Source organism: Streptomyces sp. NPDC007205, from assembly GCF_040634095.1.
Taxonomy (GTDB): Bacteria; Actinomycetota; Actinomycetes; order Streptomycetales; family Streptomycetaceae; genus Streptomyces.
On record NZ_JBEYEW010000037.1, the window covers coordinates 25,034 to 50,708 of the forward strand.

27 protein-coding genes are annotated in these 25,675 nt (G+C 64.0%); 13 read left to right on the plus strand and 14 right to left on the minus strand.

Annotated elements, in window-relative coordinates; all coding sequences use genetic code 11:
• Positions 1-12: 12 nt before the first annotated feature.
• From ABZ624_RS35435 to ABZ624_RS35460, 6 genes are all read right to left on the minus strand, one after another.
• Positions 13-834 carry an SGNH hydrolase domain-containing protein gene (locus tag ABZ624_RS35435; RefSeq protein ID WP_360098473.1) on the minus strand — a complete coding sequence of 274 codons (822 nt, stop codon included), beginning with the start codon at positions 832-834 and terminating at the stop codon, positions 13-15.
• Positions 834-1,139 (minus strand): hypothetical protein, encoded by a 306-nt coding sequence (locus ABZ624_RS35440; RefSeq protein WP_360098475.1) that lies wholly within the window; start codon positions 1,137-1,139, stop codon positions 834-836. The genes ABZ624_RS35435 and ABZ624_RS35440 overlap by 1 nt, the downstream gene beginning before the upstream one ends.
• Positions 1,140-1,194: 55 nt before the next feature.
• Positions 1,195-1,986, minus strand: a complete 792-nt coding sequence (locus tag ABZ624_RS35445; protein WP_360098477.1) for an SGNH hydrolase domain-containing protein — start codon at positions 1,984-1,986, stop codon at positions 1,195-1,197.
• Between the two features lie 230 nt (positions 1,987-2,216).
• A complete protein-coding gene (locus ABZ624_RS35450) occupies positions 2,217-2,585 on the minus strand; it encodes an Asp23/Gls24 family envelope stress response protein (RefSeq protein ID WP_360098479.1) in 369 nt (122 codons plus the stop codon).
• On the minus strand, positions 2,582-3,223 hold the full coding sequence (locus tag ABZ624_RS35455; RefSeq protein ID WP_360098481.1) for an Asp23/Gls24 family envelope stress response protein: 642 nt from the start codon (positions 3,221-3,223) through the stop codon (positions 2,582-2,584). Before ABZ624_RS35455 ends, ABZ624_RS35450 begins: the two co-directional genes overlap by 4 nt.
• Positions 3,214-3,798 carry an RNA polymerase sigma factor gene (locus tag ABZ624_RS35460; protein WP_360098483.1) on the minus strand — a complete coding sequence of 195 codons (585 nt, stop codon included), beginning with the start codon at positions 3,796-3,798 and terminating at the stop codon, positions 3,214-3,216. Before ABZ624_RS35460 ends, ABZ624_RS35455 begins: the two co-directional genes overlap by 10 nt.
• Before the next feature lie 188 nt (positions 3,799-3,986).
• Here ABZ624_RS35460 and ABZ624_RS35465 point away from each other — a divergent pair, with 188 nt between their 5' ends.
• The 6 genes from ABZ624_RS35465 (at position 3,987) to ABZ624_RS35490 (ending at position 8,293) form a co-directional block, all read left to right on the plus strand.
• A complete protein-coding gene (locus tag ABZ624_RS35465; protein ID WP_360098485.1) occupies positions 3,987-4,481 on the plus strand; it encodes an Asp23/Gls24 family envelope stress response protein in 495 nt (164 codons plus the stop codon).
• An 89-nt stretch (positions 4,482-4,570) separates the two neighbouring features.
• Complete coding sequence (locus tag ABZ624_RS35470; protein ID WP_360098487.1) at positions 4,571-4,792, plus strand: hypothetical protein; 222 nt, start codon at positions 4,571-4,573, stop codon at positions 4,790-4,792.
• Entirely contained in the window at positions 4,789-5,769 is a 981-nt protein-coding gene (locus ABZ624_RS35475) for a DUF6286 domain-containing protein (protein ID WP_360098489.1), read from the plus strand. Before ABZ624_RS35470 ends, ABZ624_RS35475 begins: the two co-directional genes overlap by 4 nt.
• A 2-nt stretch (positions 5,770-5,771) precedes the next feature.
• A complete protein-coding gene (locus ABZ624_RS35480; RefSeq protein ID WP_360098491.1) occupies positions 5,772-6,353 on the plus strand; it encodes a hypothetical protein in 582 nt (193 codons plus the stop codon).
• A gap of 440 nt (positions 6,354-6,793) precedes the next feature.
• The gene (locus ABZ624_RS35485) at positions 6,794-7,528 is read left to right on the plus strand and encodes a DUF2637 domain-containing protein (RefSeq protein ID WP_360098493.1); all 735 of its coding nucleotides are present in this window, start codon (positions 6,794-6,796) and stop codon (positions 7,526-7,528) included.
• 255 nt (positions 7,529-7,783) lie between these two features.
• Positions 7,784-8,293: an SsgA family sporulation/cell division regulator gene (locus ABZ624_RS35490; RefSeq protein WP_360098495.1), complete on the plus strand. Its 510-nt coding sequence runs from the start codon at positions 7,784-7,786 to the stop codon at positions 8,291-8,293.
• Positions 8,294-8,918: 625 nt separating this feature from the next.
• Here ABZ624_RS35490 and ABZ624_RS35495 read toward each other — a convergent pair.
• From ABZ624_RS35495 to ABZ624_RS35505, 3 genes are read right to left on the minus strand one after another with little or no spacing between them, the layout of a single operon-like run.
• Positions 8,919-9,320: a GtrA family protein gene (locus tag ABZ624_RS35495; RefSeq protein ID WP_360098497.1), complete on the minus strand. Its 402-nt coding sequence runs from the start codon at positions 9,318-9,320 to the stop codon at positions 8,919-8,921.
• An 8-nt stretch (positions 9,321-9,328) separates the two neighbouring features.
• Positions 9,329-10,264 (minus strand): decaprenyl-phosphate phosphoribosyltransferase, encoded by a 936-nt coding sequence (locus tag ABZ624_RS35500; protein ID WP_360098534.1) that lies wholly within the window; start codon positions 10,262-10,264, stop codon positions 9,329-9,331.
• A gap of 1 nt (position 10,265) precedes the next feature.
• Positions 10,266-10,778: a phosphatase PAP2 family protein gene (locus tag ABZ624_RS35505; RefSeq protein WP_360098536.1), complete on the minus strand. Its 513-nt coding sequence runs from the start codon at positions 10,776-10,778 to the stop codon at positions 10,266-10,268.
• Positions 10,779-10,956: 178 nt separating this feature from the next.
• Between ABZ624_RS35505 and ABZ624_RS35510 the strand changes: the two genes are divergently transcribed.
• From ABZ624_RS35510 to ABZ624_RS35520, 3 genes are all read left to right on the plus strand, one after another.
• On the plus strand, positions 10,957-11,151 hold the full coding sequence (locus ABZ624_RS35510; protein WP_360098499.1) for a hypothetical protein: 195 nt from the start codon (positions 10,957-10,959) through the stop codon (positions 11,149-11,151).
• A 408-nt stretch (positions 11,152-11,559) separates the two neighbouring features.
• On the plus strand, positions 11,560-12,351 hold the full coding sequence (locus tag ABZ624_RS35515; protein ID WP_360098501.1) for a sigma-70 family RNA polymerase sigma factor: 792 nt from the start codon (positions 11,560-11,562) through the stop codon (positions 12,349-12,351).
• Positions 12,352-12,408: 57 nt separating this feature from the next.
• A complete protein-coding gene (locus ABZ624_RS35520; protein WP_360098503.1) occupies positions 12,409-12,780 on the plus strand; it encodes a hypothetical protein in 372 nt (123 codons plus the stop codon).
• A gap of 236 nt (positions 12,781-13,016) precedes the next feature.
• Here the strand turns inward: ABZ624_RS35520 and ABZ624_RS35525 are convergent, their stop codons facing one another.
• From ABZ624_RS35525 to ABZ624_RS35535, 3 genes are read right to left on the minus strand one after another with little or no spacing between them, the layout of a single operon-like run.
• On the minus strand, positions 13,017-13,418 hold the full coding sequence (locus ABZ624_RS35525) for a DUF6009 family protein (protein ID WP_360098505.1): 402 nt from the start codon (positions 13,416-13,418) through the stop codon (positions 13,017-13,019).
• A complete protein-coding gene (locus ABZ624_RS35530) occupies positions 13,415-14,932 on the minus strand; it encodes a phage/plasmid primase, P4 family (RefSeq protein ID WP_360098507.1) in 1,518 nt (505 codons plus the stop codon). Before ABZ624_RS35530 ends, ABZ624_RS35525 begins: the two co-directional genes overlap by 4 nt.
• Complete coding sequence (locus ABZ624_RS35535; protein WP_360098509.1) at positions 14,929-16,047, minus strand: bifunctional DNA primase/polymerase; 1,119 nt, start codon at positions 16,045-16,047, stop codon at positions 14,929-14,931. The genes ABZ624_RS35530 and ABZ624_RS35535 overlap by 4 nt, the downstream gene beginning before the upstream one ends.
• A 1,086-nt stretch (positions 16,048-17,133) precedes the next feature.
• Between ABZ624_RS35535 and ABZ624_RS35540 the strand changes: the two genes are divergently transcribed.
• The 4 genes from ABZ624_RS35540 to ABZ624_RS35555 all read left to right on the plus strand — a co-directional run bounded on the left by ABZ624_RS35540 (position 17,134) and on the right by ABZ624_RS35555 (position 21,686).
• Complete coding sequence (locus tag ABZ624_RS35540) at positions 17,134-17,454, plus strand: hypothetical protein (RefSeq protein ID WP_360098511.1); 321 nt, start codon at positions 17,134-17,136, stop codon at positions 17,452-17,454.
• 389 nt (positions 17,455-17,843) lie between these two features.
• Positions 17,844-18,326 (plus strand): ATP-binding protein, encoded by a 483-nt coding sequence (locus tag ABZ624_RS35545; protein WP_360098513.1) that lies wholly within the window; start codon positions 17,844-17,846, stop codon positions 18,324-18,326.
• Positions 18,327-18,517: 191 nt separating this feature from the next.
• On the plus strand, positions 18,518-19,810 hold the full coding sequence (locus ABZ624_RS35550; protein WP_360098515.1) for a DUF11 domain-containing protein: 1,293 nt from the start codon (positions 18,518-18,520) through the stop codon (positions 19,808-19,810).
• Positions 19,811-20,870: 1,060 nt separating this feature from the next.
• Positions 20,871-21,686, plus strand: a complete 816-nt coding sequence (locus tag ABZ624_RS35555; RefSeq protein ID WP_360098517.1) for a hypothetical protein — start codon at positions 20,871-20,873, stop codon at positions 21,684-21,686.
• A gap of 1,151 nt (positions 21,687-22,837) precedes the next feature.
• Here the strand turns inward: ABZ624_RS35555 and ABZ624_RS35560 are convergent.
• Entirely contained in the window at positions 22,838-24,760 is a 1,923-nt protein-coding gene (locus ABZ624_RS35560) for a hypothetical protein (RefSeq protein WP_360098518.1), read from the minus strand.
• An 89-nt stretch (positions 24,761-24,849) separates the two neighbouring features.
• Entirely contained in the window at positions 24,850-25,026 is a 177-nt protein-coding gene (locus ABZ624_RS35565) for a hypothetical protein (RefSeq protein WP_360098520.1), read from the minus strand.
• Between the last annotated feature and the right edge of the window lie 649 nt (positions 25,027-25,675).

A 25,675-nucleotide genomic window follows, 5' to 3' on the forward strand; every position in this document is an offset into this window, starting at 1 on the left:
CATGCCACCGGCTCAGCTTTCAGCTCCGGGGAAGACGGTGTTCAGCGCCCAGGTGGCGATCCGGTCGCGGGCCTTGGAGGTCAGGTGCCGGGTCGGGTCGTACACCGAGATGCCGTCGATCACCTTCGGACATGAGGACTCGTTGCACAGCTGTCCCGCTACGTCGAGAATCTTGACGTGCACGCGGTTCTGGTCAACTTGCCGCAGTACCTGGTTCATCACCCGGGCGGACTCCCGGTAGGGGGAGTCGGCGACCAGTGGCGAGGTCATCAGGTAAACAGGCTTGCCGGATCCGGTGAGCAGGTCCACTGCCTGGTCGAGGCGCTTGGCAAAGGCTGCGCGAGCCGCCGGCGAGGTGAGGTCCTTGGGATTCTCGTGCGCATTCACGCGCTGCGGCTCGACGTCCCAGTAGCCGACCATGAGTACGGTGGCATCGGGCCGGAACGTCCTCAGATACGACGGCCATTTCTTCGGCCATTCACGGCATCGGGCAGGGGTCTCGTTGCCTTTGGGAAGTCGGATGCCGCAACCGCCCAGGCCTGCGTTGACGACGCTGGTGTGCTGGGAGGCGACGGCGCTCATGCCCTGGGCGAGGTTCGCGGCCCAAGAATCTCCGACCACCATGATTCTCTTGCCGCCTGTACCGGGGCCGAGGTGCCCGGGGGCTGTACCGAGCGGAGGCGTGCCCCGTCCGGAATGGGAACCGGCGGCCCGTTCTTCGGCCCGAGTGGTCGTTTGCATGGACTGCTGGCTCGAACAGCCCGCGACCGCGAAGCCCACCAGGCAAAGAGTCGCGGCGAGCACGCGGCCGGGACGGTGAAGAGTGCGGCTCATCAGTCGAACTTCACGTAACTGGTGACGTTGCCGGACATGTTCGGGGTCAGCGTGCCCACCTCGCCGGAACAGCCCCGTGAACGGTAGTAGTGCATGGTGCGGTTGGTGACGTTGATCGCGTAGTACGGGGGTTTATTGCCTCGCAGGAAGTAGCAGTGGCTGGACTGCGGATTCTCTAAGGAGGCGGACTGCACGGCACCGCCGGCCGGGCTCCAGTAGAGGCCGCCGGTGCCGGCCACGGCGTCGGTAGGCAGCAGGGCGGCGACGCCCATCGCGGCTACAGCAGCAAAAGCCTTGAGTTTCACGTCGGATACCTTTCGGCAAGGGAGATCTACATGAAGAGAAAGGAGCAGTGGTTTCTCAAGATTGATAGCGGGGCTGGAACATCTGGTTGAGAATCCAGGCGCCGAGCCGCGTCTCTGCTCCGTGGGTGGTGTGCCAGGTCCGGTCATACACCGGGATGCCGTGGATCGGGGACGGGCAGGCATTGGCATCGCACAGTTGATCACGAAGGTTCAGCACATGTACATTCGCATGGGCACGGGCAACGTTCTCGATCAGATCGTCCGCCACCCGCGCCGAGGCGTCGATGCGCGGGGCATTCATGACATAGACGGGGGTATTGCGCGCGGAGAGAATATCGACAGCACGGTTGAGATTCTGCGTGAAGCGCTCTCGCTGATCGGGGTCGGTCAGGTCCCGAGGTGGAGCGTCCCAGGTGACCTTCCGGGGCTGCGAGTCCCACTGCGCGACCATCAGGAGCACGGCATCAGGGTGGTACTTGTCCATCAGCTGCGGCCACAGAGTGGGCCATTGGTTGCAGGTGGAGCCCTCGTTGTCGGCCGTGAAGCGGATCCCGCAGCCGCCGCGGCCATTTCCGTAGACGATCGTTCCGGGTGAGGCCGCTCGCATGCCGGTCTCCATGTGAACCGCCCAGGAGTCCCCGACCGAGAGCACCTTCTTTCTCGCGGCGAGCGGGGTCACGTGGGCCGCGCCCAAGGGTGGCTCGGCGTGGATCCCGATCCGCGCCGCGCTCGCGCCCGGCAGGTGGCCTTCTACCGGCGTAGCCGAAGCGATGGACGCAAGTGCCGGCCAAAGGGCCAGACCGGAAGTAGCCAGCGCGATTCCCAGTCTGAACCTGTTCAGCTTCATGCCCTCATCCTTGGCTCTTCAGCGCCGAATTCTTCCTCGTAAAGTTAGTCAGCTGAAAGCAGGACTGCTCGCTTCGAGCAATACGCTGACTGCAGCAGACCGTCGCGTCGCCCGTCGGAATCTTGCGTGCACGATTCCGACGGGCGAAAACCCACGCTATAGACCCGCCGGGCGACTGCTGAGCGAGACACACCACGGATTCCGGTGAAAACGATCGTTGTCGTCGAGTATCAGACCAGGCCGGTGACGGTGACCGTGACGCGATGCCGCCCCCTGCTTCCGGGCGGGATGGGCACCACCCGTTCCACAGCGGCGCGTACCGCTCGTGTCACGTCAAGAGCGCGCTGACCGCGCCAGAGGACGACGCTGACGTCGACGGCCAAGGTCCCGGCGGCATCCCCGCGTCGGACGCGCACGGCGGACCTCGCGGTTTCCCCGTCGAACTTTCCGTCGCCCTTCGCCTGGTCCGTCACACGGCCCAGGACCGAGCCGCGCAGCAGCCCGGCGAGTCCGGGCCGCAGGAACGCGACACCGGGTACGTCGACGACAGCCCGCGCGATCCGTTCCGTCAACTCCGCGGGATTCCCGGCCGCCGTCACCTCGGTCCTCCGTACTGCGGGACCTCGTCGTAGACGTCAGCAACGGCCACGTCCACCGAGTCGACTTCCATGCCGAGCGCTCGTTCCGCGGTAGCCCGTACCCGCTCGCGCACCTGCTCCGCGGCCCGCTGGAGGTCGGCGGTCACGGCGACCACCACCTCGACGCTCACCGTCACCGGGCCACGTGCGCGCTGGGAAGCCGCGACGCCCGGACCAGTCGGCAAGACCCGGCAGCTGCCTGCACGGACGTCCGGCAGGGAGTCGACTGCCGCACGGAACACCTTGGCGGCCGCCGCCTCCACGATCCAGTGGTCCTCCGCGGGTGTACCCAACGGCAGTGTCCTGCCAGGGCGCAGTTCGAGACGTACGACGTCCATCACTCGCTCCACGAGCCTGCGGGCGTCGGCCTCGGGGGGATCCTCCGTCTTTGCCTGGCGCACGACATTCTTGAGCTGGTCGAGTTCACGCAGTGCGCCTGAGCAGTACGGGCATGTGCGTGTGTGCGCGTCTTCCAGTGCATCCTCCCACTGACGCCACACGTCGGCCAGTTCCCGGCCGCAGGGCAGCCGCTCATCATCGGAGCATTCGTCGCCGTCCATCCCGTTGGCCGAGTCGGAGTTCGGTTCGTTCATCGCCATGCGACCATCGCCTCCGTCAGTTGGCGCCGCGCGCGGAAGACGCGTCCACGGACCGCCTCCTGACTGATTCCAACGATGTCCGCCACCGCCTCGTACGACAACCCGTTCAGCTCCCTGAGCACCCAGCACACTCTCTGTTCGGGAGAGAGAACCGTCATGGCCTGCGCGAGGGCTTCAACGGCGGCCTGGCCCTCTACCGCGCGCGCCGGGGAAACCTGGTGATCGGGAGCAAGGGGCTCGGCCACGGCTTCCAGAGCGGCAGCCGGCCGCCGAGCGCGCAACAGGTTCAGGCACTTGTTGGTCACGATCCGGTACATCCACGTGCCGAATGCGGACTCCCCTCGGAACTCCGGTAATTTACGCCATGCACTGACGAAGGCCTCCTGCACCGCGTCCTCCGCCTCGGTCCTGTCGCCGAGCAGTCGTGCGGCCGTCTGTAACAGCATGGGTCCGTGATGGCGCACCAATGCTTCAAAAGCCTCCTCGTCTCCCTCTCCTGCGCGCACAGCCAGCAGGGTGTCCTCGTGCCCTTCACCCTCCGTGGCGTCAGGCGGTCTGTCCCACTGCCCTGGCACTGATGATCTCCTCTCGCTCACCCCGGCTCCGCCGGTCTTGTGTCCGACCCGGCGGACGGCCGGGCGTGGACCGGGGCAGCGGCACGTTATCCACGGAGTGGAAAAACCCAGCATCGCGTAATGAAGCAGTGGAAAACGTGTCGAAATAGGTGACCGCGTGCAAAGCCATTTATCCAGGAGGCACACCGATGAAGACACCGGAGCCGAACCCGGCGACGACGGCCGGCGGCGGCCGGGTGGCGGTGCCTGAGGGCACGGCCGTGCCCGGAGGATCCCGCAATGCCACGGAGACCGCAGACGCGCGGGGCAGGACGACCATCGCTGACGTGGTCGTCGTGAAGATTGCCGGCATGGCGGCCCGGGAGATCTCCGGGGTGTACGACATGGGCGGCGGCCTCTCCCGCACGATCGGCGCGGTGCGTGAGCGGGTGCCGGGCGGACGGCCGAATGTGGGGCGCGGGGTGAAGGTCGAGGTCGGCGAGCGACAGGCTGCCGTCGACCTCGACCTGGTGGTCGAGTACGGAGTACCGATTCCCGAGATCGCGCGTGCCGTGCGAGAGAACGTGATCTCCGCTGTGGAACGGATCACCGGCCTCGAAGTCGTCGAAGTGAACGTCAACGTCGACGACGTACGCCTCCCGGAGGACGAGACGGGCGCCGCGGTGGACTCGCGCGTGGAGTAGGGCGTACAGGCGTTGAACAACATATGGCCGGCGATCAGGAGAGACACGGCCGATCTACCGGAGACGATTGAGAAGAAGTGAGGAGACCGGTGAGCAGAGCCGAAACAGGTCTGCTGGTGGGCATGTCCCTGGGGTATGCGGGCTGGTTCGGCGGCTTCACGGCGTTCCTGCTGGTGGCCGCGTTGGGGGCGGTTGGCTGGACCGTGGGCCGTCTTGTCGACGGTGGAGCGAGTCCGTGGGAGTACTTCGGGCCCCGCGACGGTCGGCGTGACGAGTCGCGCGGCGACGCTGGTACCGGGCGGCTGCCGTGAGCACGGCCGAGGCCGGAGCAGGGGCGGTGGCGGCCGCCGAGCGAGGCCGGACCATCGTCGCCGACCGGGTGGTGCGCCGCATCGCTGAGCGGGCCGCCGCGGAGGCTCTGCCGCCGGGAGACGTCGGCGCCATCAGCGCGAAGGTGGCAACGGGCGGCGGCCGGGCAGAGCTGGCTATCGATCTCACGCTGCCCTATCGGGCTGCGTTGGGGAGGGCCGGCGACCAGGTCCACCACTATGTGGCCCGGCGTACGGCGATGCTCACCGGCCTCAAGGTCTTCCCTGCGCGCATCCGGGTGCATGGTCTGACGCTTCGCGTCGAGCCCGGTTCCGGTGCGGCGACTCCGGTCGTGTCCTCGCCCATCCAGGACATGTCGGGACGGCCGCCCAAGCGGATATGGTCGGAGCGCTGTCTACCCGCCACGCTGGCGGCGATCCTGGGCGCAGCGGTCTGTGGGGCGGCGCTGTACGAGGTCGTGTCCGTGCACGTCGCGGGGGATGCGCCCCTTTCCCTGTGGTCCCGATTGCTGTCTTGGCTGTCCACTCACGGCCCTGGCGACTCCACGCTGGCGCTGGGCGCGGTCACGCTGCTGCTCGGCCTTGAGCTGATTCTGCTTGCGCTCACGCCCGGGCGGCGCCGCTCACTCACGATGAGGACGCCGGACCGGCACATGCGCGCGGCCCTCAACCGAGCAACGGCCGAGTCCCTGGTGCGTCACGCGGTGGCGGACGTGTCCGGGATCTCCCACGCCCGGGTGCGCGTCAGAGGACACCGGGCAAGGGTTCGGGCCACTGTGGGCTTCGGGGATCGCGATACCGCGCACGAGGCGGTGACGACGGCGGCTCACGAAGCCCTTGCCACCTGCGGACTGAAGCACACGCCCCGCCTGCGGGTCAGCCTGCGTACCGCGGCGGGTTGGCAGCCCGTCGAGCCGCAGGACAGTTCGCCGCAGAGCCCCACGACAGAAGGGGAATAGCCATGAACCGACTGCGCGGAGGCATCAACAGAGCCGCTCTGGCCTGCACCGGCATCCCTCTCGCGACAACGGGCGTCGTACTCGGGGCCGCCGATGTCGTCGGCCCCGACCGATTACCGCCCTGGTGGCCTACGTTCGCTCCCGGCTCGGTCTGGGTGGATCGCGGAAGGCTGGCCCTCTGGCGCGACCACGGCTGGTCGACACCGGCGGTGGTGACCGTGCTTGGCATCGTCCTTCTGCTGTGCCTGGCCTGGTGCGCACTCCAGGTTCGCCGCGGCCGGCTGCACATCCTGACGCTCGGCGTCGCCGGCGTCACCCTCTCCGGCTTCGCCCTCTCCGACGCCGTGGAACGCAGGACGCGGAACCTGCCCGGCGTCACGCAGGCACGCGTGCACCTCCTCGGCCGCCCGGACCGACTACGACTCCGGGTCCATGTCGTCCTGGCACCGGGTGCCTCACCCTCGGCCGTCCTTTCACACTTCAGCGCACGCGTCCTGGCTGAGGCGCGCGAGGTGGCCGCACGGCGCATTGACGCGGAGGTGCTCCTACGGACACGCCGACACGAATTTCGCCGCGTCCACTGACGGAGGCTCGTACGGCCACGGCCACGACATGGCGAAAGCAGTACCGCGCGGAGGCACCGGTGATCGAATATCCGCCAACGGCACACCACAGCAATCGTTCGACAGGTAATAACACCGATTTGTTCCCTCGAAAGCCTGATGTCTTACTGTGCGTGACACTCGTTAGGTGACCGTGGCTTGGAACAAAACGGCTCCGACCGAGAAACAAGCGTTCATCTCACACCGGACAGAATCCGATACTCAGGAAGCGGGGCTGCTTGAGTCGACCGCGCCCAACCTTTCTGGCAATGCGGTAACTTGGCTCGACCTTGCCGGGGGGCGAGCGTGCATTCAGCATTGTGCAGATCTACTTGACGACGTCCTCGAGGAACTCCGCCACGCCGAGGCCGAGCACACGCACACGGAGGATCTATCCCGTGACAAAATGGGAGGAGTCGAGCATGGATGAATTCTTCCTGAGCAGGCGCGATCCATATGACTCACAATTCATCGAGGGCGCAGGATACGACGCACCGCAGCGCCATCACTGCGCTGAGTGCAGCGCATATCAGAGACACCATTGCTGGCACAGCCTGGATGCAACAATGGTAGGAGGTGGATGGGATCCGGATGAGGAATTGGCCCAGTTGTTGAATATGGACCCCAGCATGAATTACACCTATTCACCCCCTGTCGGACAGGGCGTGCACAGGCCTCCAGTAGACCAACGACAGTCCCTGCCGCGATACCGCAGCCATGCAAGCAAACGGCGAATTAGACCGACCGCTATCCTGATCGTGGCCATCATCGCATGCTCCGCGGTCATGCTTGGCTGGTCAATTTCCTATTCGTACGATCAGCTTCGCGCCGTCGCCGCGTTGTTCATGCCAGAGAAGCTGGCTCGTTGGTGGCCCTGGATGCTGTACGGGCCGTGGCTCGCAGCGGGCATGTCCATCATGCGCGCTTCCCTCCAGCATCGGACTGCTCGATGGTCCTGGACCGTCATCGTGACCGCTTCCGTGGGGGCAGTCGCCCTGTGCGTCGGGAATTCTTCAAAATCTCTTCTGATGATGACTGTCTCCGGAATTCCTCCCATCACCGCCCTGGCCTGCTTCCAGGAGCTCGTCACACAGTTCTCAGATCGCTACCGCCCCCAGCACGCCATGCATAGCCCAAAGCGATCCGCACAGTCATAGAAGGGTCGCCGACGCACAATGCGAGCGGGACCCAGCCCCGACCAAAGGGAACAGCGGAACAACGGGAACGTACCAGGTCAGACCGGCAACGTTCCGAACCGTCCCACCCACTCATGCGTGACACCGATGGGGAACGACACCGACTGAGCGACTCACAACCCTCAAGACGGTGACTGCCGGCGGCTGCCCAGCAGCCACGACGGCCACTCCACAGTTAGCGGAACACGCACAGTATGAAGCGGCACAGATTCATATATGTTCAAGTTTTTGCGCAACGTAAGGCTCCACCGACCCGCCGGAAAGCATCAGCGATACACTCGCCCGCATTGGGAAGGGCACGGGTCCAGTACGGACGGCGGAACGATCAGCCAGGCCACCCGGGTCAGGCTGACCGCCGCGTTTAACCAGCAGATCTCGGTCCCCGTGATCCTGCGTTACAGCTCCACCGACCCGCTGGCGGTCCACGTCGATTTCCCTGCGCTTGTCTCCAGCGACGGTACCGACATGACCTGGTCCTTCGACCGCGGGTTGCTGGCAAACGGCCTTTGCCGCCCCACTGGCATCGGGGACGTCCGTATCTGGCCCTCCGGCCGCGTCTATACGATCATTGAATTCCGCAGTTCCGAAGGCAGAGCCTTCGCCAAGTTTGACACAGCCGCCCTGATTCGTTTTCTCCTGCGTTCATACGTATTGGTCGAGCATGGCAAAGAAGATATGGGCCCAGCCATCGAAGGGGGGCTGGCCACCCTGCTGGACGAGGTCTGAGGACGTCATGGCCACCTTCGCTGCACCCGGACGTCCCGAATCAGGCCTGAATCTCTCGTTCCCGTCCTTTGTGGCAGGAGGAGCCGATGAGCGTCCCAGCCCCTCACGGCCTGAGCTCGTGTGTTCCCGTTGTTCCACTGTTCCCTTCGATCGATGCGGGCGCCTCTACCGAAATACGCACGCAGTCGACACAGCCATGTGAAAGTCACAGCATCTGCATAGCCCGGTGGCCCGGAGACATGGATGTCTCCGGGCCACCGCCTGCGGAACGATGCCACTGCCGAGGAATCAGGGCAACCGCTCCTCTTCCCTGACACAGCCCCTTCCCAAACGCCGAGCCAGGAAACCCATCCGACTGATTCTCCCTTCACAGATTGCACCCACAAAATGCCACGCATTTCATGGGTCCTGCGCAATCATAGCCCGGGAACCGAGCCCAGACTACCAGCGTCAAGCAGGAATCCGAGCAATACCCGAAAGGTTCTTGTAAGATGGTCGGATAGAATCGCAAATTCGATTGATCTCCAGTAAAGCTACCTCCGCCTCAGGCGATCAGTTGCCAATAGTCTTGCTTTGATCGGGACGCCTTTCCATACGGTGGCCTGGGTGCCCCTGACTCAAGTCCCTACTGAACACCTTCGTTGCGGAAAACTAATATCCGAGTACCCAAGAACCGCAGGACCGTGGCCAGCGCCATGCCGATTAAGGATCCGGATAAGGTGTCTGCACGCTGGGAGGTGAACCCGAGGCCATAATGGCTGATGGCGAGACAGAGAAGTTGAACCAGGGCTCCGGCGATGCTCACTACGACGTACGCGACGTAAGGGCGCATGCCACTGGCCTGCACGTGACCGTACGTGTATCGCGCATTCCCCGCGTAGGCCAGCGTGCATCCCGCCACGAACGCTACGGTCTTGGAGGTCAAGGGGTCGAGGCCGGCCGGGCCTCGCAAGTAGGTGAAGGCAGCCAGGTCGATGGCGTAGCCGAGGAAGCCCACTGCGGCGAACGAAAACAGCTCTCGTGGCATTGAGGTTCTCACTGGTGGGCCACCGCCAGCCCGTACATCGTCACCCACAGCACACCGATGACAGCGAGGACGCGGTCGCGCAGGACGACGTCCTCGGGTTCGCCGGCGGTACCACGGTCGGCGAAGACGGCGTATCGGAGGATCGCAAGGATGAACGCGACCATGGATAACTGTCGCCAGGGCAGCACATTGGTGTGCGGAACGCCCGTGTCCTCCAGCGTCCACAGACAGTAGGCGAGGACGGCGACTCCGGCTGCCATCTGCCACACGAAACGCAGGTAGCCGACGGTGTACTCGGTCAGCAACGCGCGCGTGGCGCCCGCTTCCCCGGCCATCTGCACGGCTTCGGAGTAACGCTTGGCCGATACCATGAACAGCGCCCCGAACCCGGCCGTGATCAAGAACCAACGCGACAACGGGATGCCAAGGGCGAATCCGCCGATCACCGCGCGCATCAGGAAGCCGCTCGTGACGACGACGAGATCGACGACCAACACATGTTTGAGCCGCACGCAGTACGCCAGTTGCACACCGAGGTACACGATCAGTACAGCGGCAACGAGGGGCGGAACCAGGAGCGCTGCGGCGACGAGAGCTAGAACGGCGAGGCCGCCACCGACTGCGTACGCGACAGCCACGGGAACCTCTCCCGCCGCCACCGGACGGTGGCACTTGGTGGGATGTGCGCGGTCGGCCTCGGCGTCACGGGCATCGTTGACCAGGTACACGGCTGCTGCGCAGGCGGTGAAGAGGACGAAGACCAGCGCGAGATGGGTGAGCGCCGACACCGATAACAGCCGGCCTGCGGCGGCGGGAGCGGCAACGACCAGGACGTTCTTGATCCATTGTTTGGGACGCGCGGCTCTGAAAAGCCCGCCTAAGAGACCGCCTCTCCGTTGAGGTGCAGATTGTGGAGCGTACGCCGCCTCCTCGAGCCTGATCAGATCAGTCACTGAGAGCTCCCCTCATCCAGCGCACGCCGACGCCCGGCGTAGCCACCCCGAGGACCGCGCCCGCTGCCACGTCCGAGGGATAGTGCACACCCACGACCAGACGCGAGAGACACATCGCGGCAGCGAGCGGCGGGACGGCGTATGCCCCCAGCCCGCCGTAGAGAACGGCGGCGGCCGCAGCAGAGGCCGCATGGGAGCTCGGGAAGGAGTGCCGACCGGCCGTGCGCACCCGGGGTGCGATATGCGCGGGGCGCGGACGGCGCACCACCCTTTTCACGCCCATACTGAAAAGGTGCGCGCCAGCGGTGAGCACTGTGCCCCGCAACCATGCGCCGCGCCGCGAACTGTCTACGGCGGCCCCCGCAAGGCCTGCCATCAACCACACTGCGCCGTGCTCGCCGGCCCGGGAAAGCGCGCGTGCCACACCGGCCACGCGCGGGTCGCCGCCGCGGGCGTAGACCGCGAAGAGCAGGCGGCGGTCGACAGCCCACGCGCTTCCGCCCATCTCACCAGGGTTGTGGTTGCCGGAGTTGAGGTCTAAGTGGTCCATGTCGACACACTGTTCACGTCAGCACCAGCAGAGCTCTGGTAATACTCACCGAAATCGCGCTAATCACCCGTTCTGTGCATCAAAGCAATGTTTAGCCGCTAAATACTTGTCTCTGGACGATACGGTCATCCGTATGTCCGCCGAGACCGTGTCCGTCATCGGACGGGACCGCAGCGCCTCCACCCCCGTCCACCTCATCCGGCTGACGGGCTACCCTCACCGGCTGACGAACGCGATGCAGCCGCTCGGCCGCTGCAACCCGGCATCGACCTGGCACGCGATACGCGACTGCCGGCAGATGGTTTTTTTGATGGGCCTCATAGGATGATGCGATCTTTCATCGCCTCAAAGAGATCAACCTTCCACCGAATGCGTGGTGTGGATTAGCGCCACGTAGAGCCCCAGGCTTTATAAAGGGGGTTGCAGTCCTTCACGCGTTCATTGGAGCCCTACGCTGATGCCCTGGACCGACGTGTCCCTTCTTCCAGGCGTGCTACTGGGCTCCCATAGCCATATGGAGCAGTCCACTTCCTCGCACGACCCTTTCCAGGAGCATCACACTGAAGTCTGCTCGGGCCACTCCCTATCTAATCATGTGTTGAAAGCTTATGAAGCGCGGTGCCGCCTACAGGTATGCCCTGGGCCCTACATACACCCGGGTTTACGTCGTTCCTGCCGTTTCCTGAATATGCGAAGCGCCTGAAGAACACGAATTAGCCTACATACAGGAGCCGTCTTGTCTTCATCGACCAGGCATCACACAACACCCGCCGCCCAGCCAGATAGGCAGGATGCTGGTCCTGCGACGGCACAAATCAGCGATCAAGAATTGACTCAATTAGTAAGGAACGGTGACACCGAAGCCTTCGCTGAACTCTTCAATCGTCACCGGGGTGCAGCCATCCGATTGGCCACAATGCATGCAAACGACGCATACGCGGCACAGGATTTTGTCGCCGAAGCTTTCGTCCGTGTACTCCAGGCACTCAAATCTGGCGGCGGTCCTTCCGCCTCCTTTCGGAGCTATCTGCTGAGGGTCTTGCGTAATCTGGTGACGGAATCGGCGAGGAGCACGGGACGCCAGGTTTCCGTGCCGGATGTGGGAGTTTACGAAGAGGAATACGCGGCCCCTGCAGGGAACGAGGCGCTCAAAAAATACGATCAGGGATTGGCCTGGGAGGCGCTTTCCTCTTTGTCAGAGCGATGGCGAACCATCCTGTGGTACACGATCGTGCACTCACAGCAACCGGCCGCCATTGCCGACGTGATGGGAATCAGCCCGAACAGCGTCGCGGCTTTGTCCTACAGAGCCAAAGAGGGTCTGCGGCAGGCTTATCTCGCTGTGCACCTGAACCAGAAAAACTATTCTGTCCACTGTTCTTATTATGTGGGCCGCCTCGCCGCGTACTCCCGGGGGCGACTTGGTAAATACGGATCAGAGGAGATGACGCTACATCTCAAGGAATGTGACATCTGTTCCATCCTCTATCGGGAGATCAACGAACTGAATCAGCTCCTTCCAGCCTGAGTCCATCCATCACCGGCGAGGTGTCCCTTATTTGTTCATCGGCCTGCAAGAAAATCTATGAGTTTGATCCACCTGGCGATCCGTCAAGCCCTCAAGTCGGAATGCCGCCACAAAGTGGGAGCTGTACTTGCCGCAGGCAGCCGCGTCGTCGCTGCGAGTCCCAACAAATACCGGAACTCGCCACTCATCGATCACCGCAACAGCACGTTCCATGCGGAGGACGCCGCACTCCGCCGCGCCCGGGGGGCTCCGGTGAGTATGGTGTTCGTGGCTCGCGTAAACGCAGCGCGTGTGCCCATGCTGGCACGGCCTTGCCCCCGCTGTATCGTCAAGCTCGCTCGGGCTGGAGTCATGAGAGCCTATTACACCGCCGGCCCCACCATCATCGAGGTGTTGGAGATCCCGCCGATGTATCACCTGACCGGATGATCCCAGCCGGCGCTCTCCCGCACCTTGTGCATGCCGGAGAGCTCCCCGCGCGGCGTACTGGGTGACACTGGATATCTGCCGGGGCCGTCATGGCTCAGGAGTACCGACACTGTGGTCAGCGCACCCTGACGCCAGTACCGTATCGGCCACGCCTCGAAGCGACCGCAGCGGACTCACCTGACCGGGATGACGGTGGAGGCCAGCGCACAGCCGCACGAACACGAGAGTGAGGCCAGTCACCACAAGAGCTCTATGCCGAGTTCTTGCATCGCCGGTGAGGGAGGGCCGCCCTCGGAGCGCTGCGTCTTTCGGCCTTTGTCCCTGGGAGCGAGGGTGCGCGGGTCGATGGCCTCTGCGGGAGCGCTGCTGGCATAGAGGCCACCGGGGACGCTGTCCCGGTCATGGGGCAGCAGCCAGAAGACACGGCGCCGGAAGGTCCCGGAGGAGCGCGAAGGTCTTGCCCTCGGACCGAGTTGGGCATACCCGACCATACGGCCGTCCCTGTAGTAGGCGGGCCTACCCCGACGCGTGGGAAGCCTGTCGAGGCTTTGGCGCACATAGTCGAGGCCGTTGACGTCCTCGAGCCAGACGAGCTCTGTTTCGTGGCTGATCTCGTCGTCGTCGATCAGTGAACTCATGTCTTCACCTCATCGGCGAGTAATCCGATGCCCGGGTAGTACTTACGCGAGTTGGACAGGATCATCTCCTTGGGTGAGGCAAGTCCGGCTAGCTCACGGGCTCGTTGAGCGAAGGCCCGGGACGAGATGGCCGTGGCTCCTTCATGAACGCACCAAGTCCTGTAGGCCGCATACAAACTGGCTTGTTCGACCCGATGGTCGGGCCCGAGGATGCAGCACTCGTCGAAGAACCTCCCTGCGTGGTCTTCGGTCTCGGCGTACGCCGTGGTCGCGATGCGGACTCGTTCGGGACCGGTCAGGTCTCTGTCACCACCAAGGTAGCGGCGAGCACCGTCAATGAGCCAGCCGAGGATGCCTGGCCCCTCCTCGGTGACAAGGATGTCGGCCAGATTATCGATTTTTCGATCGTCGGAGACAACACGCTCGAACGGGATCAGACGCATCCGGCGCCAGAAGGCGAAGCCGCCGGTCCCGACTTCCGGCCGATGGTTGCCCAACAGCCATAGTTTGTGCGTGGGTTCGAAGCTGAAGAAATCCTGACGCATGCGGCGTGCCTTGATCCGGTCACCGCCGGTGAGGAGTTTGACACGGGCTTCGTCGAACCTGTCGCCGGGCTTCACCTCGGAGCAGACGATGACGCGCCTGCCATGCAACTCGGCCAGGTCGGTGGGGTGGCCTTCGTAAGGACGTGCCATCAGAAAGCCGGGTGGTGCTGCGTCGGCGTAGTCCCCCAGCAGTTTCATGAGCACATCGAGCAGGACGGACTTACCGTTTTTGCCCGCACCGAACAGGAAGGGCATGACCTGGCCACCGACGTCACCAGTGACGGAATAGCCCAGCAGCAACTGGAGGAAGTGAATCATCTCCTGGCCTTCGTCGTCATCACCGAAGGTGTCGGCCAGGAAGCGCTGCCAGCGCGGAGTGGGCACCTGCTGGGGACCCACAGTCGTGGAGCGGGAATGAAAATCCTTGTTCGGATCAGGTCTCTTCACGGCGCCAGTACGCAGATCGACGATGCCGACCGGCGTGCACAGGGCATAGGGGTCGGCGTCCAGAAGAGCGGCGTTCAGCACCATGCCAGGGGCGGATTTTGCTTGGGTGAGCATGGCATTGATGCCGGAAGTGGACAGCGCTCGGCGACGGTGCTGTTGGAGCGCTTGAGTGGTGTGGAGGCCGCGGGGATCGGTGACGGCGATGTTCTCGGCGAGGTCTCCGGCAGCCCACAGGACGGTGTCGTCCTCGTCGGCTTGCCAACGAGTACCGTCCCATCGGTACCAGCCCAGTCCGGGTACGTGTTGGTAGTCGCCGGCATAGAGCTTGACGAAGAGCTTTGCCATGCCGCGATCGGTGAGCGTGTCGGGGAGCAGGCCATTGCCGGTCACCTGGCCGGCGGTGGGCTGGTGATCGGCAACCGGCAGGGTGGCCAGGGAAGTCGGTTTCTGCGCAAGGATCTGGGCGGCGACCGCCTGGGGATCGAAGCCGAACAGGACGTTTTCGTTGCCGGGAACTGTCACGAGCGCCTCCCGACGTAGAGAGGACGCTGAACTCCGGCGGACAGGCCGTGGCGAATGATCCCTTCTGCGCGCCGTTCCTGACCGGGGCGGGCGGTGGCTGCCACGTCACGCAAGACCTGCTCCGCTTCACTCCAGGACAGGTTTCCGCCAGCCACCAGTCCTCCGATGGTGTAGGCAGCACGGTTGAGCGTGCTAGAGAAGCCGGCGCCTTCGCTGACCCTGCCACACGCTGCTACATCATTCAGTACCGATCCGAGCAGGCCTCGCAGACGGTCGCGTCCTCCGTCGGCAGTCATGACGGCCTGTTGGGCACGCGGCGGTACGGAGCGGGACGCGCTGATCTGTCGAGGGGTACCCACATGACCGGTACGTTCCAGTTCCTGAGCAAGCCAGGCCGGCAGTGGCGCGGGATCGCGGGCGCCTTCAAGCGGGGTATAGACACCCGCGCGGGTGCTCGTACCCGGGGCGACGATGTAGCCCCCGTGGGCGCGGACGTCGACTTGCCAGGCCAGGGCACGCCCCCCGCTGGAACCGGCGGAGCACAGCCAGCGGCGTGTGTCGGCGACCCTGTACCAAATGTGGAGACCTCCGGAAGGGGTACGCACGCGTAGAGTGCCGGCGTCGTCGGCCGGGGTCGGCTGATTGCGCAGGGCTGCCAGCACAGCCAGCGTGTGGAAACCGTTCCGCAAGCCGGTGAGATTGACCTGGCTGCCGATCTGGATGCCGGGCAGCAGCCGGTCGCGGGCGGGAGCCTGCGTGGGGTGGGCATCCACGTCGATAACCACGAGGCGGGCCGGCCCGCAGGCCACTCCGACCCCGAACTCCGGGTGCGCGCCCCACCAGTTGTCGATGCGTCGGAGGTCCAGGGTGGCGGCGTGGAAACCGTGGCACCAAAGGCCGGCGGCAAGGCAGGCACATCGTGCTGCTGTATGCCCTGGCTCTCGGCAGGCGGTGCAGTTGGCAGCCGGTGTCTTGCGTCCGGGAGCAAGGGGGTGGACGGGCCAGCCCTGATGGACACACCATCGAGCGACCGTCAGCGGATGGCGGGCGGCGACTAAGGCCCGCGCGGGCTCCTGCCTCGAGTCGCTCGGGGGAAAAGGCAGCTCACCAGGCATGTAATCCCTCTATCAGCGACCGAAGCGACTCAACGACGGACGCAGATTAGCGAAACCGGGGTGAAAGTGGCGCGGACCGGGTACAACGGAGCCGCCACGTCGATAGTATGATCAACGGTCGACTTTTTCAGCTACTGAAACCGGATGCAGTGACCCACACTCCCTCGGTCACTGCATCCGGTGCCGAGGAGAATGCCCAGATCAGAGCATGCGTTTGGGCCGCAGCAGCGACTGAAGCGACTGAAGCTCCCTATATATGAACGCGCGCGCGCACAAGCGATGTCTTCATATACTGAAACTCCAGTCGCTTCAGTCGCTGTCAGAGAATCGACCTCCCTTGTGACCTGCGAGTTTCCTGTCTCGCAGGGCCAGCTACCGAGCGCTCCGCCCGGTAGCTGGCCTTCGGTTCCTGCGTGAAGCAGCGCCCCATAGGTCAGGGACCGAAGTCCGCCGACCCTTGCATCGCTTAACCGCATGGATGACGAAGACCACTCCATAGGGCCAAGGTCGAATGGCTGTACTCGTACTGGCACATGGTGCTCGTCTCCTGCAGTTGGTACGGCCACGCGGGGACTGTGCTGGACGACCACGGACGACCTCTACTCAGGGCACTGTTCCACTGGTCAGGGCCTCTGACACCATCTCAGCGAACCTCACCCTGGGCAAGGATCGACTCCCCCGTCGGCCGCTGCAGCAGTTCCGGCTTTGCCGCTACCCTTCGCCGTCGCTCTGAAGCCACTCAGTTGACCTGGCTGTATCGACGACACGCGCGTGTGCCGGGCGTCGGCTTACTCGGCTCGGCCACTCGAATCACTCTTCGCCCCACATGAAGGCAGTGCAACACTGGATAAGGATCACCAGATGGATCGAGTGGCTGTTCCCGTTCCCGTTCCCGTTCCCGTCCCGGTAGGGTGATGAGCTGGCCACTCCCATTCAGGCCGTTTCTTGAGTTCCTCCGCCGCAAGTCGCAAGCATATGGCCAGCTCCCCCGCTTATCAGATGCTCGATACTCGTGTACTGCAGAGTTATTCCTGGACTGCGGACGTCTCTTCACCTCTGCCGCAGCGGTGAAGGCAGCAGGTAGACGTGGCCTTCTCCTCCGGACTGCTCTATGTCGAGGGTTGGGCTTTTGATGCCAGGCGTCCGGTGATCCGTTCTTGGAGCGCAATCGCCGGTGGCCTGGCCCAGGACGTGACCTGCCGCCGCCTGACACGCGCCTATCTTGGGCTCCCCCTCAAGGTTGAGGCCATGGTGACGCTTATGCTGCAGCAGAACGTTCCCTTGGTACACGGGAACGGGATACTCACCCCTACGGCGCTGCAATGGCTGCGCAACGGCGTACCGGCAGGCGCACTGGCGGGTGTCGGTCGGCGTGTGCCGGGCGGTGCTGAAGCTCTTTGTGATTGAGGCCGGGGGCTGATCACGGCAGAGGTCCACGGGATGACATCCCAGGGACCTCTGCCGCTTCTGCACTAAAGCGGTGACACTTGACACGACGAAGTTGTTTGCTGAATTACCGCCGTTTCTCCTATAGAGGCCGCGTATGTTGGGTAATCCTCTTCTCCCTGCTCGTTGGAGCCTTCTATGTTCGGCATCCACCCTCAATCGTGGTGCGCTGAGCGGTGTTCGTCGCATTCACGCGCCGTCGGAGTGCTAACAGTCGCGCGGCATCCGACGAACCCCGACACGAGTTACCCGGCTACTGCTTCCTTACGAGAGATGTCATGCCGCCGCGCGGCCGGCGCACCGAACGGCAGACCAGACTTAACGCCGAACGCCCGGACCGGAGGACAGAGATGACGACTTCTCCCCCGGCCGGAGAGACCGAACAGGTATCGCAACCCGCGAGGGACGAGTCGTTTGGCGCTGGAATGGCCTTCGGCTTTCTGCGCACACCGGTGGAACCGGGCGCGACTCCCGCGCCCAGGGACCTTGCGCAGGTCGGCGAGGTCCGGCGTATCTGCGACGCGAAGTTACGGGGTTGGGGGCTCCCCCAGCACTGCATCGACCCCGCCCTGTTGCTGCTGACTGAACTGGTCACCAACGCGATCTGGCACGGCTCCGGGCACACGATTGGCGTGCGTCTGTCCTGCACGGCTAGTGAGGTGAGGATCCAGGCGTGGGGTGGGCCGGTGAGCGCGCTGACGGCCCGCGCACCGGGCTCCCTTGACGAGCACGGCCGTGGCTTGTTACTCGTCGACACGATCGCGGATGCCTGGGGCGTCAACGATGCCGGATGGGTCTGGTGCAGCATCATGATTAATTCCGCAGTGAACTGACGAGGCCCAAGGCCCTACGAACCCCCCAGGAACTCTTCCCAGTACCAGCCGTTTGCCCCCCTTGACCTTCTCCCACAAAGTCGGCAGTTCATGAGGCGTCACCTGTTCAGATGACCCGTTCGTCACGCTAAAGGGACAACGTGCTCGTAAACGCAGATATCCCTTTAGAACAGACAGGTGAGGCAAGACAGATGAACAGGCAACTCACCAAGCGACTGCTGCTGGTAGGGCTCACACTCTCGGTCGGCGGTGTGGTTGAGGCCGCGCTGGGGCTGGTGGGCGCTCCGCAGGCCATGGTGACGGCTCCGGATGGATTCGCGTGTGACGGGCAGATCTTCCAGCCCGCTGGGTCCACCGCCGCGGTCAGGCTCTACCAGGGCACAGAAAGGCCAGGAATCATCGCCTTCTCCAAGCTCGGGCCAGCCGGCCCCGGCTATAACGCGAGCGGCGTGGATCCCAAAACCCGGTACATCTTCGCAATCAACCGCAACACCGATCACCTGCTGCGGATCAACAAAGCCGGTTCAGTCACCGATCTCGGTGCCATCGCCGGCCTGCCCAGCGGGCCGAACTACCACATCGGCGCGTTCGACGCCAAGGGACACTTCTACGTCGCGGGAAGCAAGACTCCCTTATATAAGATCGACGTAGGAAAACGGAGAGTCCTCTCCAGGACCCAGCTGAGCTCCCCACTGGGTAAAGGTGCGGGCGATATCACCTATTCTGCCGGGTATTTCTGGACTGCGACGGCTCACGGCAAAGTTCAGCGCGTCAATCCTTCTACCGGAGGCGTGTCGACCCTCCGCAGCCCGGCGCCGTTGTCCCGCAGTAAGGGGGTGGAGGGCGCCTTCACCTACGGAAACAATGATCTGGGGTTCTTCGGCAACGGCGGCACTCTGTACCGCATCGCCGTGAAGAACCCGCGCAGGGCGGCACCCACCTTCGTGGTGCTGTCCTCGCAGAGAGTGGCCGCCACTCGAGCTGTGGACGCGACCGCATGTTTCGTGGCACCTGCGGACCTGGCAGTGGCAAAGGTAAATCCGACTCAGGTCGACGCACGTGGCTCGATGAGCTACGACATCAAAGTGGCCAACAATGGCCCGGCCGAGTCGTCGGGTTGGACTGTCAAGGACACCCTCCCCAAGGGCCTGCGACACCCGGCCGCTTCCAGCCTGGGCTGCAAGATCTTCGGAGGGCAACTCTCCTGTACCGGTGGGAAATTGGCAGTTGGGGGCAGTGCCACCGTCACCGTGACGGGCGCCGCCCCCCGATCCAGGTCTGGAGGCGTACGACTGGACAACGTCGTCACCGTCTGGGGTAACGACCCCGACCCCAAGCCCGAGAACAACACCACAGCCGCCAACACCAAGGTGATTGCCGTGCCGCTGATCGACCCGCCCGTCGGCGCGGCCACCAGCGCAGCAGTGAGCGCCTTCGGCATTGGCATCGTGCGCCGCCGCCGCGCAGGCAAGATGGCGTGCTGACTCGCCCCTAAAAACCCATTGAGGGGCAAGGTTGGAATTCGTGCCCCGGACCGTTGGGTCGTAACGGGTGCCCCTTCTCCCTGACCGCCGGGGGTCTGCGCTGACATGGATTTGTCGATTTATTCCGGGATCATCCGCGCGATCCGCACAGTTGGACCTCCAACGCCGACATCGATTCGCGACATATGCAATCCGCAGGGATATATGAGCATATGCCATTGGCGATCTTCGGCGAGGCCGAAAGTTTAAAGCGGTTGGCTCGTAACCGTGGGGTCTGCGACGCGTTGGTCCGTTCATGAGGGAATTGAGGGGATCCCCCCAAGACGTGTCGAGTATGACCATCTTGTTTTGCCAAGGCACGGTTCCAGCAGTCGTGGACTGCCGTATCACCCGCTGGAAGGTTCGGCTCTGACGGTGGCTTCCTACAACATGATCCCATGTCCTTCGGCTCGACGTAATGGTTCCATTGCCAGGCTGCGGTGCGGGCACGCGCGCCCGGTCGGGGCACTGCCATTTCTCTGCGGCGCCAGCTGTCCTCGAGCAGTTCTCGCTTCTCAACGCCATGTGAGACACCGGTGTCACATGGTGGAGTGGTCCCGGCGTCACGTCCGGAGCTCCCGAGGGCGGTGACAACGGGGGTTCGCGCGTCTTCAGCGCCCAGGTGATGATGGAGGTTGCCCCGCGCGGCGCCTCAGAGCCATGAACTCCTCGTTCCAGCAGCCTCAACCCGCAGCAAATTCTCGATGGCCTGCGCCCGAGCTTGGTCGGGCTGCGGACCGAAGCGGACGCCACGCGCGCTGACATGGGCGCGACGGCTGATCTTGCACACGTGTGCCGAGCATGAAAGTGCTGTCAGTGAACTCACACCCCGCCCTGGGCGGAACAACACCGCCACCAGCCTGGTCGACACGTTCCCCGGCCCGTGGCCGGCTCCATCGCCGATCTCGCACCGCGACCGCCGCCACCAGCGAGGGGCAAGACCCACAATCCAAAGGCGCTCGCAGTGCCTCGCTCGGACTGCCCGTTCATCGATCGACCGGACGCATGGCAGGAGGGCTCCATGATTGAGGCCACGAAGAACTCGGGATGGAGAGAGCTCAAGAGCAAGTTGGAATCGAGAGTCGGTCACTACATGGCCGCCGTGGCAGAACGGCTGCTCTCTGACGGGCACCCCGTCAGCTCTCTTTATGCCTACGCCGCTTACCGCGAGGACGAGATCAGCGGCGACGATGTCGAGGGCAGCATTCACTTCAACAGGGCCTTTCAGGTAAGCCTTGACCGTTCTTCAGAGTCGTTCCTCCACTGGCACGGCAGGTCAGGGTGGTGTTATCGGACCATCCCGGAGCCCACGAGCACTAGCTATTCTTCTGAGTACACACGCTGGCTTTGTGCCGGATTGTTGCCCTCTCCCGAACGAGTGGCCGCTTTCGTCTCTGCTGTTCGCGTCGCCCCGGACACGGCAGGAAGCGAAGAGCGTCCCTTCTACCGAGCTGCATGCGACCAACTCCACGAACTGACAGCCGATTTCCTGAGGTATGCTCCGGGACCGAGCCACAGTCCGCTTGCCCATGTCAACTACGAATACCGCTTCGTGGAGGCGCAGGGAGCCGCCTACCGTGACCGCGTTCTGAAGGCACTGCGATCTGGAGATGACAGGATCCTTTTCCTGCCTATCAGAACCAGCGAGCTGCATGCCCTGCGACATTTATTGGACTACACCGAAGCCGTCGGACCCCTCACAGGACCTGACGACCTTGCGCACTGCCTCGCACAAGACCTGTCTCACCGGATTCCGGGCGACCATCAGAGCGTGCATCGATACGGCGAGGCGCACGCTCTGGCCAGCCTGCCGGACGACCATGATCCGCCCGCGTAATCAGGGGATTCCGAGGCCCATGTGCACGGACACAGCGTTCGGATCTGGCTTCACTCAGCAGCCCTGGCCGAAGGAACGCCCGATGTCTCTGACGTCAGCTCCGTCAGCCTCTTTCCGGCCCGCATCTACATCCGTCAGACAAACGGTCTGTCTCACAGCCGGGCGCTCCCGGTGACGCCCTCCAAGTCGCCGTACACCAGGGACGACCGCCGACAGAAGTCCGACGACGCCGTGGCGCTGGCTGCGGAGAGTCCGACGTGTAGGGGCGGTTGTCCGGCGCAAAACCTGGTCGCCGAAGGAGCGCTTGATAGCCGACACGCTGCGCCTAGCTGTCATAAGCAAGTCGGATGAAAAAGGCGGTAGTAATATCAGAACCTCTCCGCTGCCTCGGACACGGCGAAACGCCAGTACGTCCGAGACCAGGTGCGTCCTTATTTAAATGGGTTCACCACCTTCGAGCACAGGCGGATCATGGAGCGTACGATGCCTGACACTTCCCAGCAGAATAATCGACCACCTGAGCCGCTACGGCAGACCCTCGATAACGTATGCGTCTGGCGGATCCATCGTCGCGCCTTCTGGACGCATTTACTCACAAGGGCGAGCGGAGCTAAGGGAGCATGAGTGAATACCAAGGGCCGGCACCGGCGGGACTCCGACGAGACCCCACCCGCCCCACCTATGCAGGATGTCCAGAGTGCGCCCAGGACGCGCCGCCGGTGGTTCTTCTGGGTCTTCCTGGTTGTACAGGTAACTTTTCTGTTATGGATTGTCGGAGGTGCCCGCACAGGCGCAGGAACGCCACACCACTGCGGTATGCTAAGTCAACACGACTGCAATACAGCCCAGAACTTGGGCACGGCGTTCGGCGTTGGCCTGGTCATCGTATTCTGGGCGATCGTGAACATTATGATCGGCGTCACCTTCGGCGTAGTCCGATTCACCCGGCGCCCGTAACCCCCCGGAAGTGGGAACAGGGCCCCATACCCGCAAGCTGGGAAGGGGCCCTGCTGCGCCCCGTACGGCGGCCGGAGCAACCCACATGTTACTGATCAGTGCTGCCTTCGTCATGCCCAGGACGCAAGAACGGCCAGTGCGACCAGGTCGCTCGTCAACAGGCCCGGCCGGGTGGAAGCGGGCCCTGATCTTCTTCAGAAGTCCCAGATCAGTTCCGGCTTCAGGAGCAGGAGGCGGAGATTCTCTGTACCAACACGCACACGGTGCGAGGCGACCCGGTCCTTTTGACTGGTGTTACGCAGGATCGCGTCAGCCTGGAGTAGAGCATCAGGCAAGGAACGGTCGACGTAGCAGTTCACTCGGGAATCTCCGCTTGCCTTGAGCAGCATGTTGAGGTTTTTCGTGGTGATGCCCAGCGCCGGACCGCGTTGAGGCAGCCAGTACGCCGCGGGCCCCTTGCCTTCCCATCCACTGCCGTCACGCCTCCGGGCCAGGCCCTGATCCTGCTCGACCTGACCGTCGACGGCGGGTCGCACGACACCCTTTTCGTCGCGAATGTGCAGCCGCCCACGGGAAAATGCTCTGCGCAGGACTTCTCCCACCGCGGTCGCCACCCCGTCCTGGGCGGTGCTCTGCGCTTCCATGCATGCCGCCTGCCGAACGAGTGACGCGGCGAGCGGAGCTGCCACGACGTCAACGAGCTCGGACATGCTCATCTCTGTGACGGCTGCGACGAGACCAAGGCCGGAAAGCATGCCGGCGGCGGCGGTGATGACGCCGTCCATCGTGTCACCCGGCTCCGGCAGCACTGCTTCCACGTGGGCACCGAGCTGTTCGAAAGCCCTCCTCTCAAGATCCGCGAGGTAGCCGTCGGCGTCCGGCAAAGCATGCAGATGAGCAATGACCTTGTCGCCAATGGTGCGAAGGGGCACAGTGAGGCTCTGTCCTCCCCCGGCCTTGTACCAGCGCCAGTCGACCTCGCCGCCGTCCCGCGAAAGGTAGATGACGACCGAACGTCGGTACAAGGACTCCTGCATGGTGGCAGGGAGCATCTGGGCGGCGATGACAGGGATGGACCGCACTCGGTTCGCTGGCTTGGCCGTCAGGTCGCGGTTGCGACGCCCCTTGATCTCTGTCGCGTTTCCCGCCGCGCGGATGACAAGTTCGAGCTTCTTCTCCATCTCACGCACCTGCGAAGCGGACGAGGCTCTGGTGAGAGGGATGTCGTCGAGGAGCGTCGGCATGTCCCCCTCGAAGTCGAGCGCGCACTCGATGTCCGTGGCGGTACTGCTCATGCCCTTGGTGGGGACAGGTGGCCAGGCATGGGGCCGTGGCGTGAGCAGGAGGCTGCGAGCGGTGTTGGCGGCCGAGGTTTTACCCGAGTTGGGTGCGGCGTCAAGGACGAATGCCGCCGACACCGGACGCAGTGAGTACGCGAGGGAACGCGCGCCAACTGCCAGCGCCATCAGGGAGGCCCAGCCGTGGCAGGCGATGTCGGCGACTGCCCGTCGGCACTCGGCGTCCGTCGCGGCGCGCTCAAGGGGGACTGCGGCCTGCCGTACGGGCTCCGGCGCACCGATGAGGCGAACGGAGCGGCCGCTTGGATAGCTGCGGCCGTCCGCGTACACGTAGGTCAGACCAACGTCGGGCAGACGGTGCCAGCCGGTGTGAGCCACCACGGGCGTACGGGGAAGGCGCTTGCCCTGGTCGGTGATGATGTTGATGAGGACTTCGCGAATAGCGCGCGAAGCAGCACCGCTGTCATCGCTGAAGTCGTTCCAGCCATCGGCCGTGCGCAGGTCCGACAGGCTCTTGGTGAGGGTGTCCGCACCGATGGTGATGGTGTAGTAACGGCCGGCGGACTTTCCGTCCTCGCCGATCAGGACCAGGCGCTCGGAGACATACGGCGCCCAGTCCAGAACGACGTCCCAGCCGCCTTCTTTACCGCGGTTGACCTTCCAGACTGTGCCGTGATCGTCATTGGCCTCGTAGTACCAGCCGGCGGACCCGATGACTGGCCGGCCCGGAGGGACTGCCGTGTCCTGCAGTGGCTGCTGCGGTGTGGGGTCACCGTTCCGGAGGCCAGGTTCACCGGGGTGCTGGTGAAGGTATCCCACGGTCCCGGTCGAGAGAGGTCCTCCCTCGATGCCCCGCACATGCCGGGGCGCTACCGACACACTGCCGCCGAGGCGGACTTGGGTTGTCGTCACTGATCTCCCTCCCAGAACACGATCCGGGGGAGCTGCTGCGCCTGGGCCTGCACGATCTCGGTCAGGAGGTCCTTGAACGCGAGGGATTCCCAGAGATCGATCGTCGTGAACTGTTCCCAGCCCTTGCCCTCTGGAAGATCCCTGTCAGAGAGGAGAGCCAACTGCTGGTTCACGCGAACTACATAGTGCTGCCCGCAGCAAGTGCCATCGGCATTGAGTGCTGTAAGCCTGGCAAGGACCTCTGGGCACCAGGACAGGACTTGCCCTGCGTGATCTTCACGTCCATTCCAGATGCCGCCCTTCTGACGTTGTGTGGGGACTGCGTACCACCACCCGATTGAGCCGGGGATGGCCGTCAGAGCAGGTGGAGCTCCGTCGTTGGGCGGAGAGGAGGTGGAGACGACCCTATGGAGACTTGGGTGTCGGCTCCACCGAGTTACCGCAGACATGGGTATTCTCTTTCTCCTAGCAGTGCGTTCGTCACGTTTGCGGCCGATGAGCGAACATGGCCCGATTGACGAACTATCTGGTTGGCACCGACCCGACATGCTTCTTGGCGGAGGTGCGACGGGTCGGTGCTCTTCTCAGCTAAGCAATAGCCGTTGCATCGTGGTTCCCATCCTCGAGTCTGGCGCGCATGATTTCCCACACCAGGCTCTGAAGTTCCTGCGCTGCCCTGATGACCGCCTGGGGATCTTCGGCGATGAATCGCGCGGACCGTTCGGTCAACAGTCCAACGGACATGGCAGCGGCCATCCGTCGTCCGTTCTCCTGGGAGATCCCCCTGCGGACTGCATGCCCCGGGACTCCAGCGGTTGCTGC

Bases quoted from the DNA above. Each gene is read 5' to 3' on its own strand.
- ABZ624_RS35435 (WP_360098473.1), bottom strand. From the start codon at position 834: ATGAGCCGCACTCTTCACCGTCCCGGCCGCGTGCTCGCCGCGACTCTT.
- ABZ624_RS35525 (WP_360098505.1), bottom strand. From the start codon at position 13,418: ATGAGTTCACTGATCGACGACGACGAGATCAGCCACGAAACAGAGCTC.
- ABZ624_RS35550 (WP_360098515.1), top strand. From the start codon at position 18,518: ATGAACAGGCAACTCACCAAGCGACTGCTGCTGGTAGGGCTCACACTC.
- ABZ624_RS35490 (WP_360098495.1), top strand. From the start codon at position 7,784: ATGTTCAAGTTTTTGCGCAACGTAAGGCTCCACCGACCCGCCGGAAAG.
- ABZ624_RS35445 (WP_360098477.1), bottom strand. From the start codon at position 1,986: ATGAAGCTGAACAGGTTCAGACTGGGAATCGCGCTGGCTACTTCCGGT.
- ABZ624_RS35545 (WP_360098513.1), top strand. From the start codon at position 17,844: ATGACGACTTCTCCCCCGGCCGGAGAGACCGAACAGGTATCGCAACCC.
- ABZ624_RS35505 (WP_360098536.1), bottom strand. From the start codon at position 10,778: ATGGGCGGAAGCGCGTGGGCTGTCGACCGCCGCCTGCTCTTCGCGGTC.
- ABZ624_RS35555 (WP_360098517.1), top strand. From the start codon at position 20,871: ATGATTGAGGCCACGAAGAACTCGGGATGGAGAGAGCTCAAGAGCAAG.
- ABZ624_RS35455 (WP_360098481.1), bottom strand. From the start codon at position 3,223: ATGGCGATGAACGAACCGAACTCCGACTCGGCCAACGGGATGGACGGC.
- ABZ624_RS35465 (WP_360098485.1), top strand. From the start codon at position 3,987: ATGAAGACACCGGAGCCGAACCCGGCGACGACGGCCGGCGGCGGCCGG.
- ABZ624_RS35485 (WP_360098493.1), top strand. From the start codon at position 6,794: ATGGATGAATTCTTCCTGAGCAGGCGCGATCCATATGACTCACAATTC.
- ABZ624_RS35520 (WP_360098503.1), top strand. From the start codon at position 12,409: ATGAGTTTGATCCACCTGGCGATCCGTCAAGCCCTCAAGTCGGAATGC.
- ABZ624_RS35495 (WP_360098497.1), bottom strand. From the start codon at position 9,320: ATGCCACGAGAGCTGTTTTCGTTCGCCGCAGTGGGCTTCCTCGGCTAC.
- ABZ624_RS35535 (WP_360098509.1), bottom strand. From the start codon at position 16,047: ATGCCTGGTGAGCTGCCTTTTCCCCCGAGCGACTCGAGGCAGGAGCCC.
- ABZ624_RS35480 (WP_360098491.1), top strand. From the start codon at position 5,772: ATGAACCGACTGCGCGGAGGCATCAACAGAGCCGCTCTGGCCTGCACC.
- ABZ624_RS35510 (WP_360098499.1), top strand. From the start codon at position 10,957: ATGTCCGCCGAGACCGTGTCCGTCATCGGACGGGACCGCAGCGCCTCC.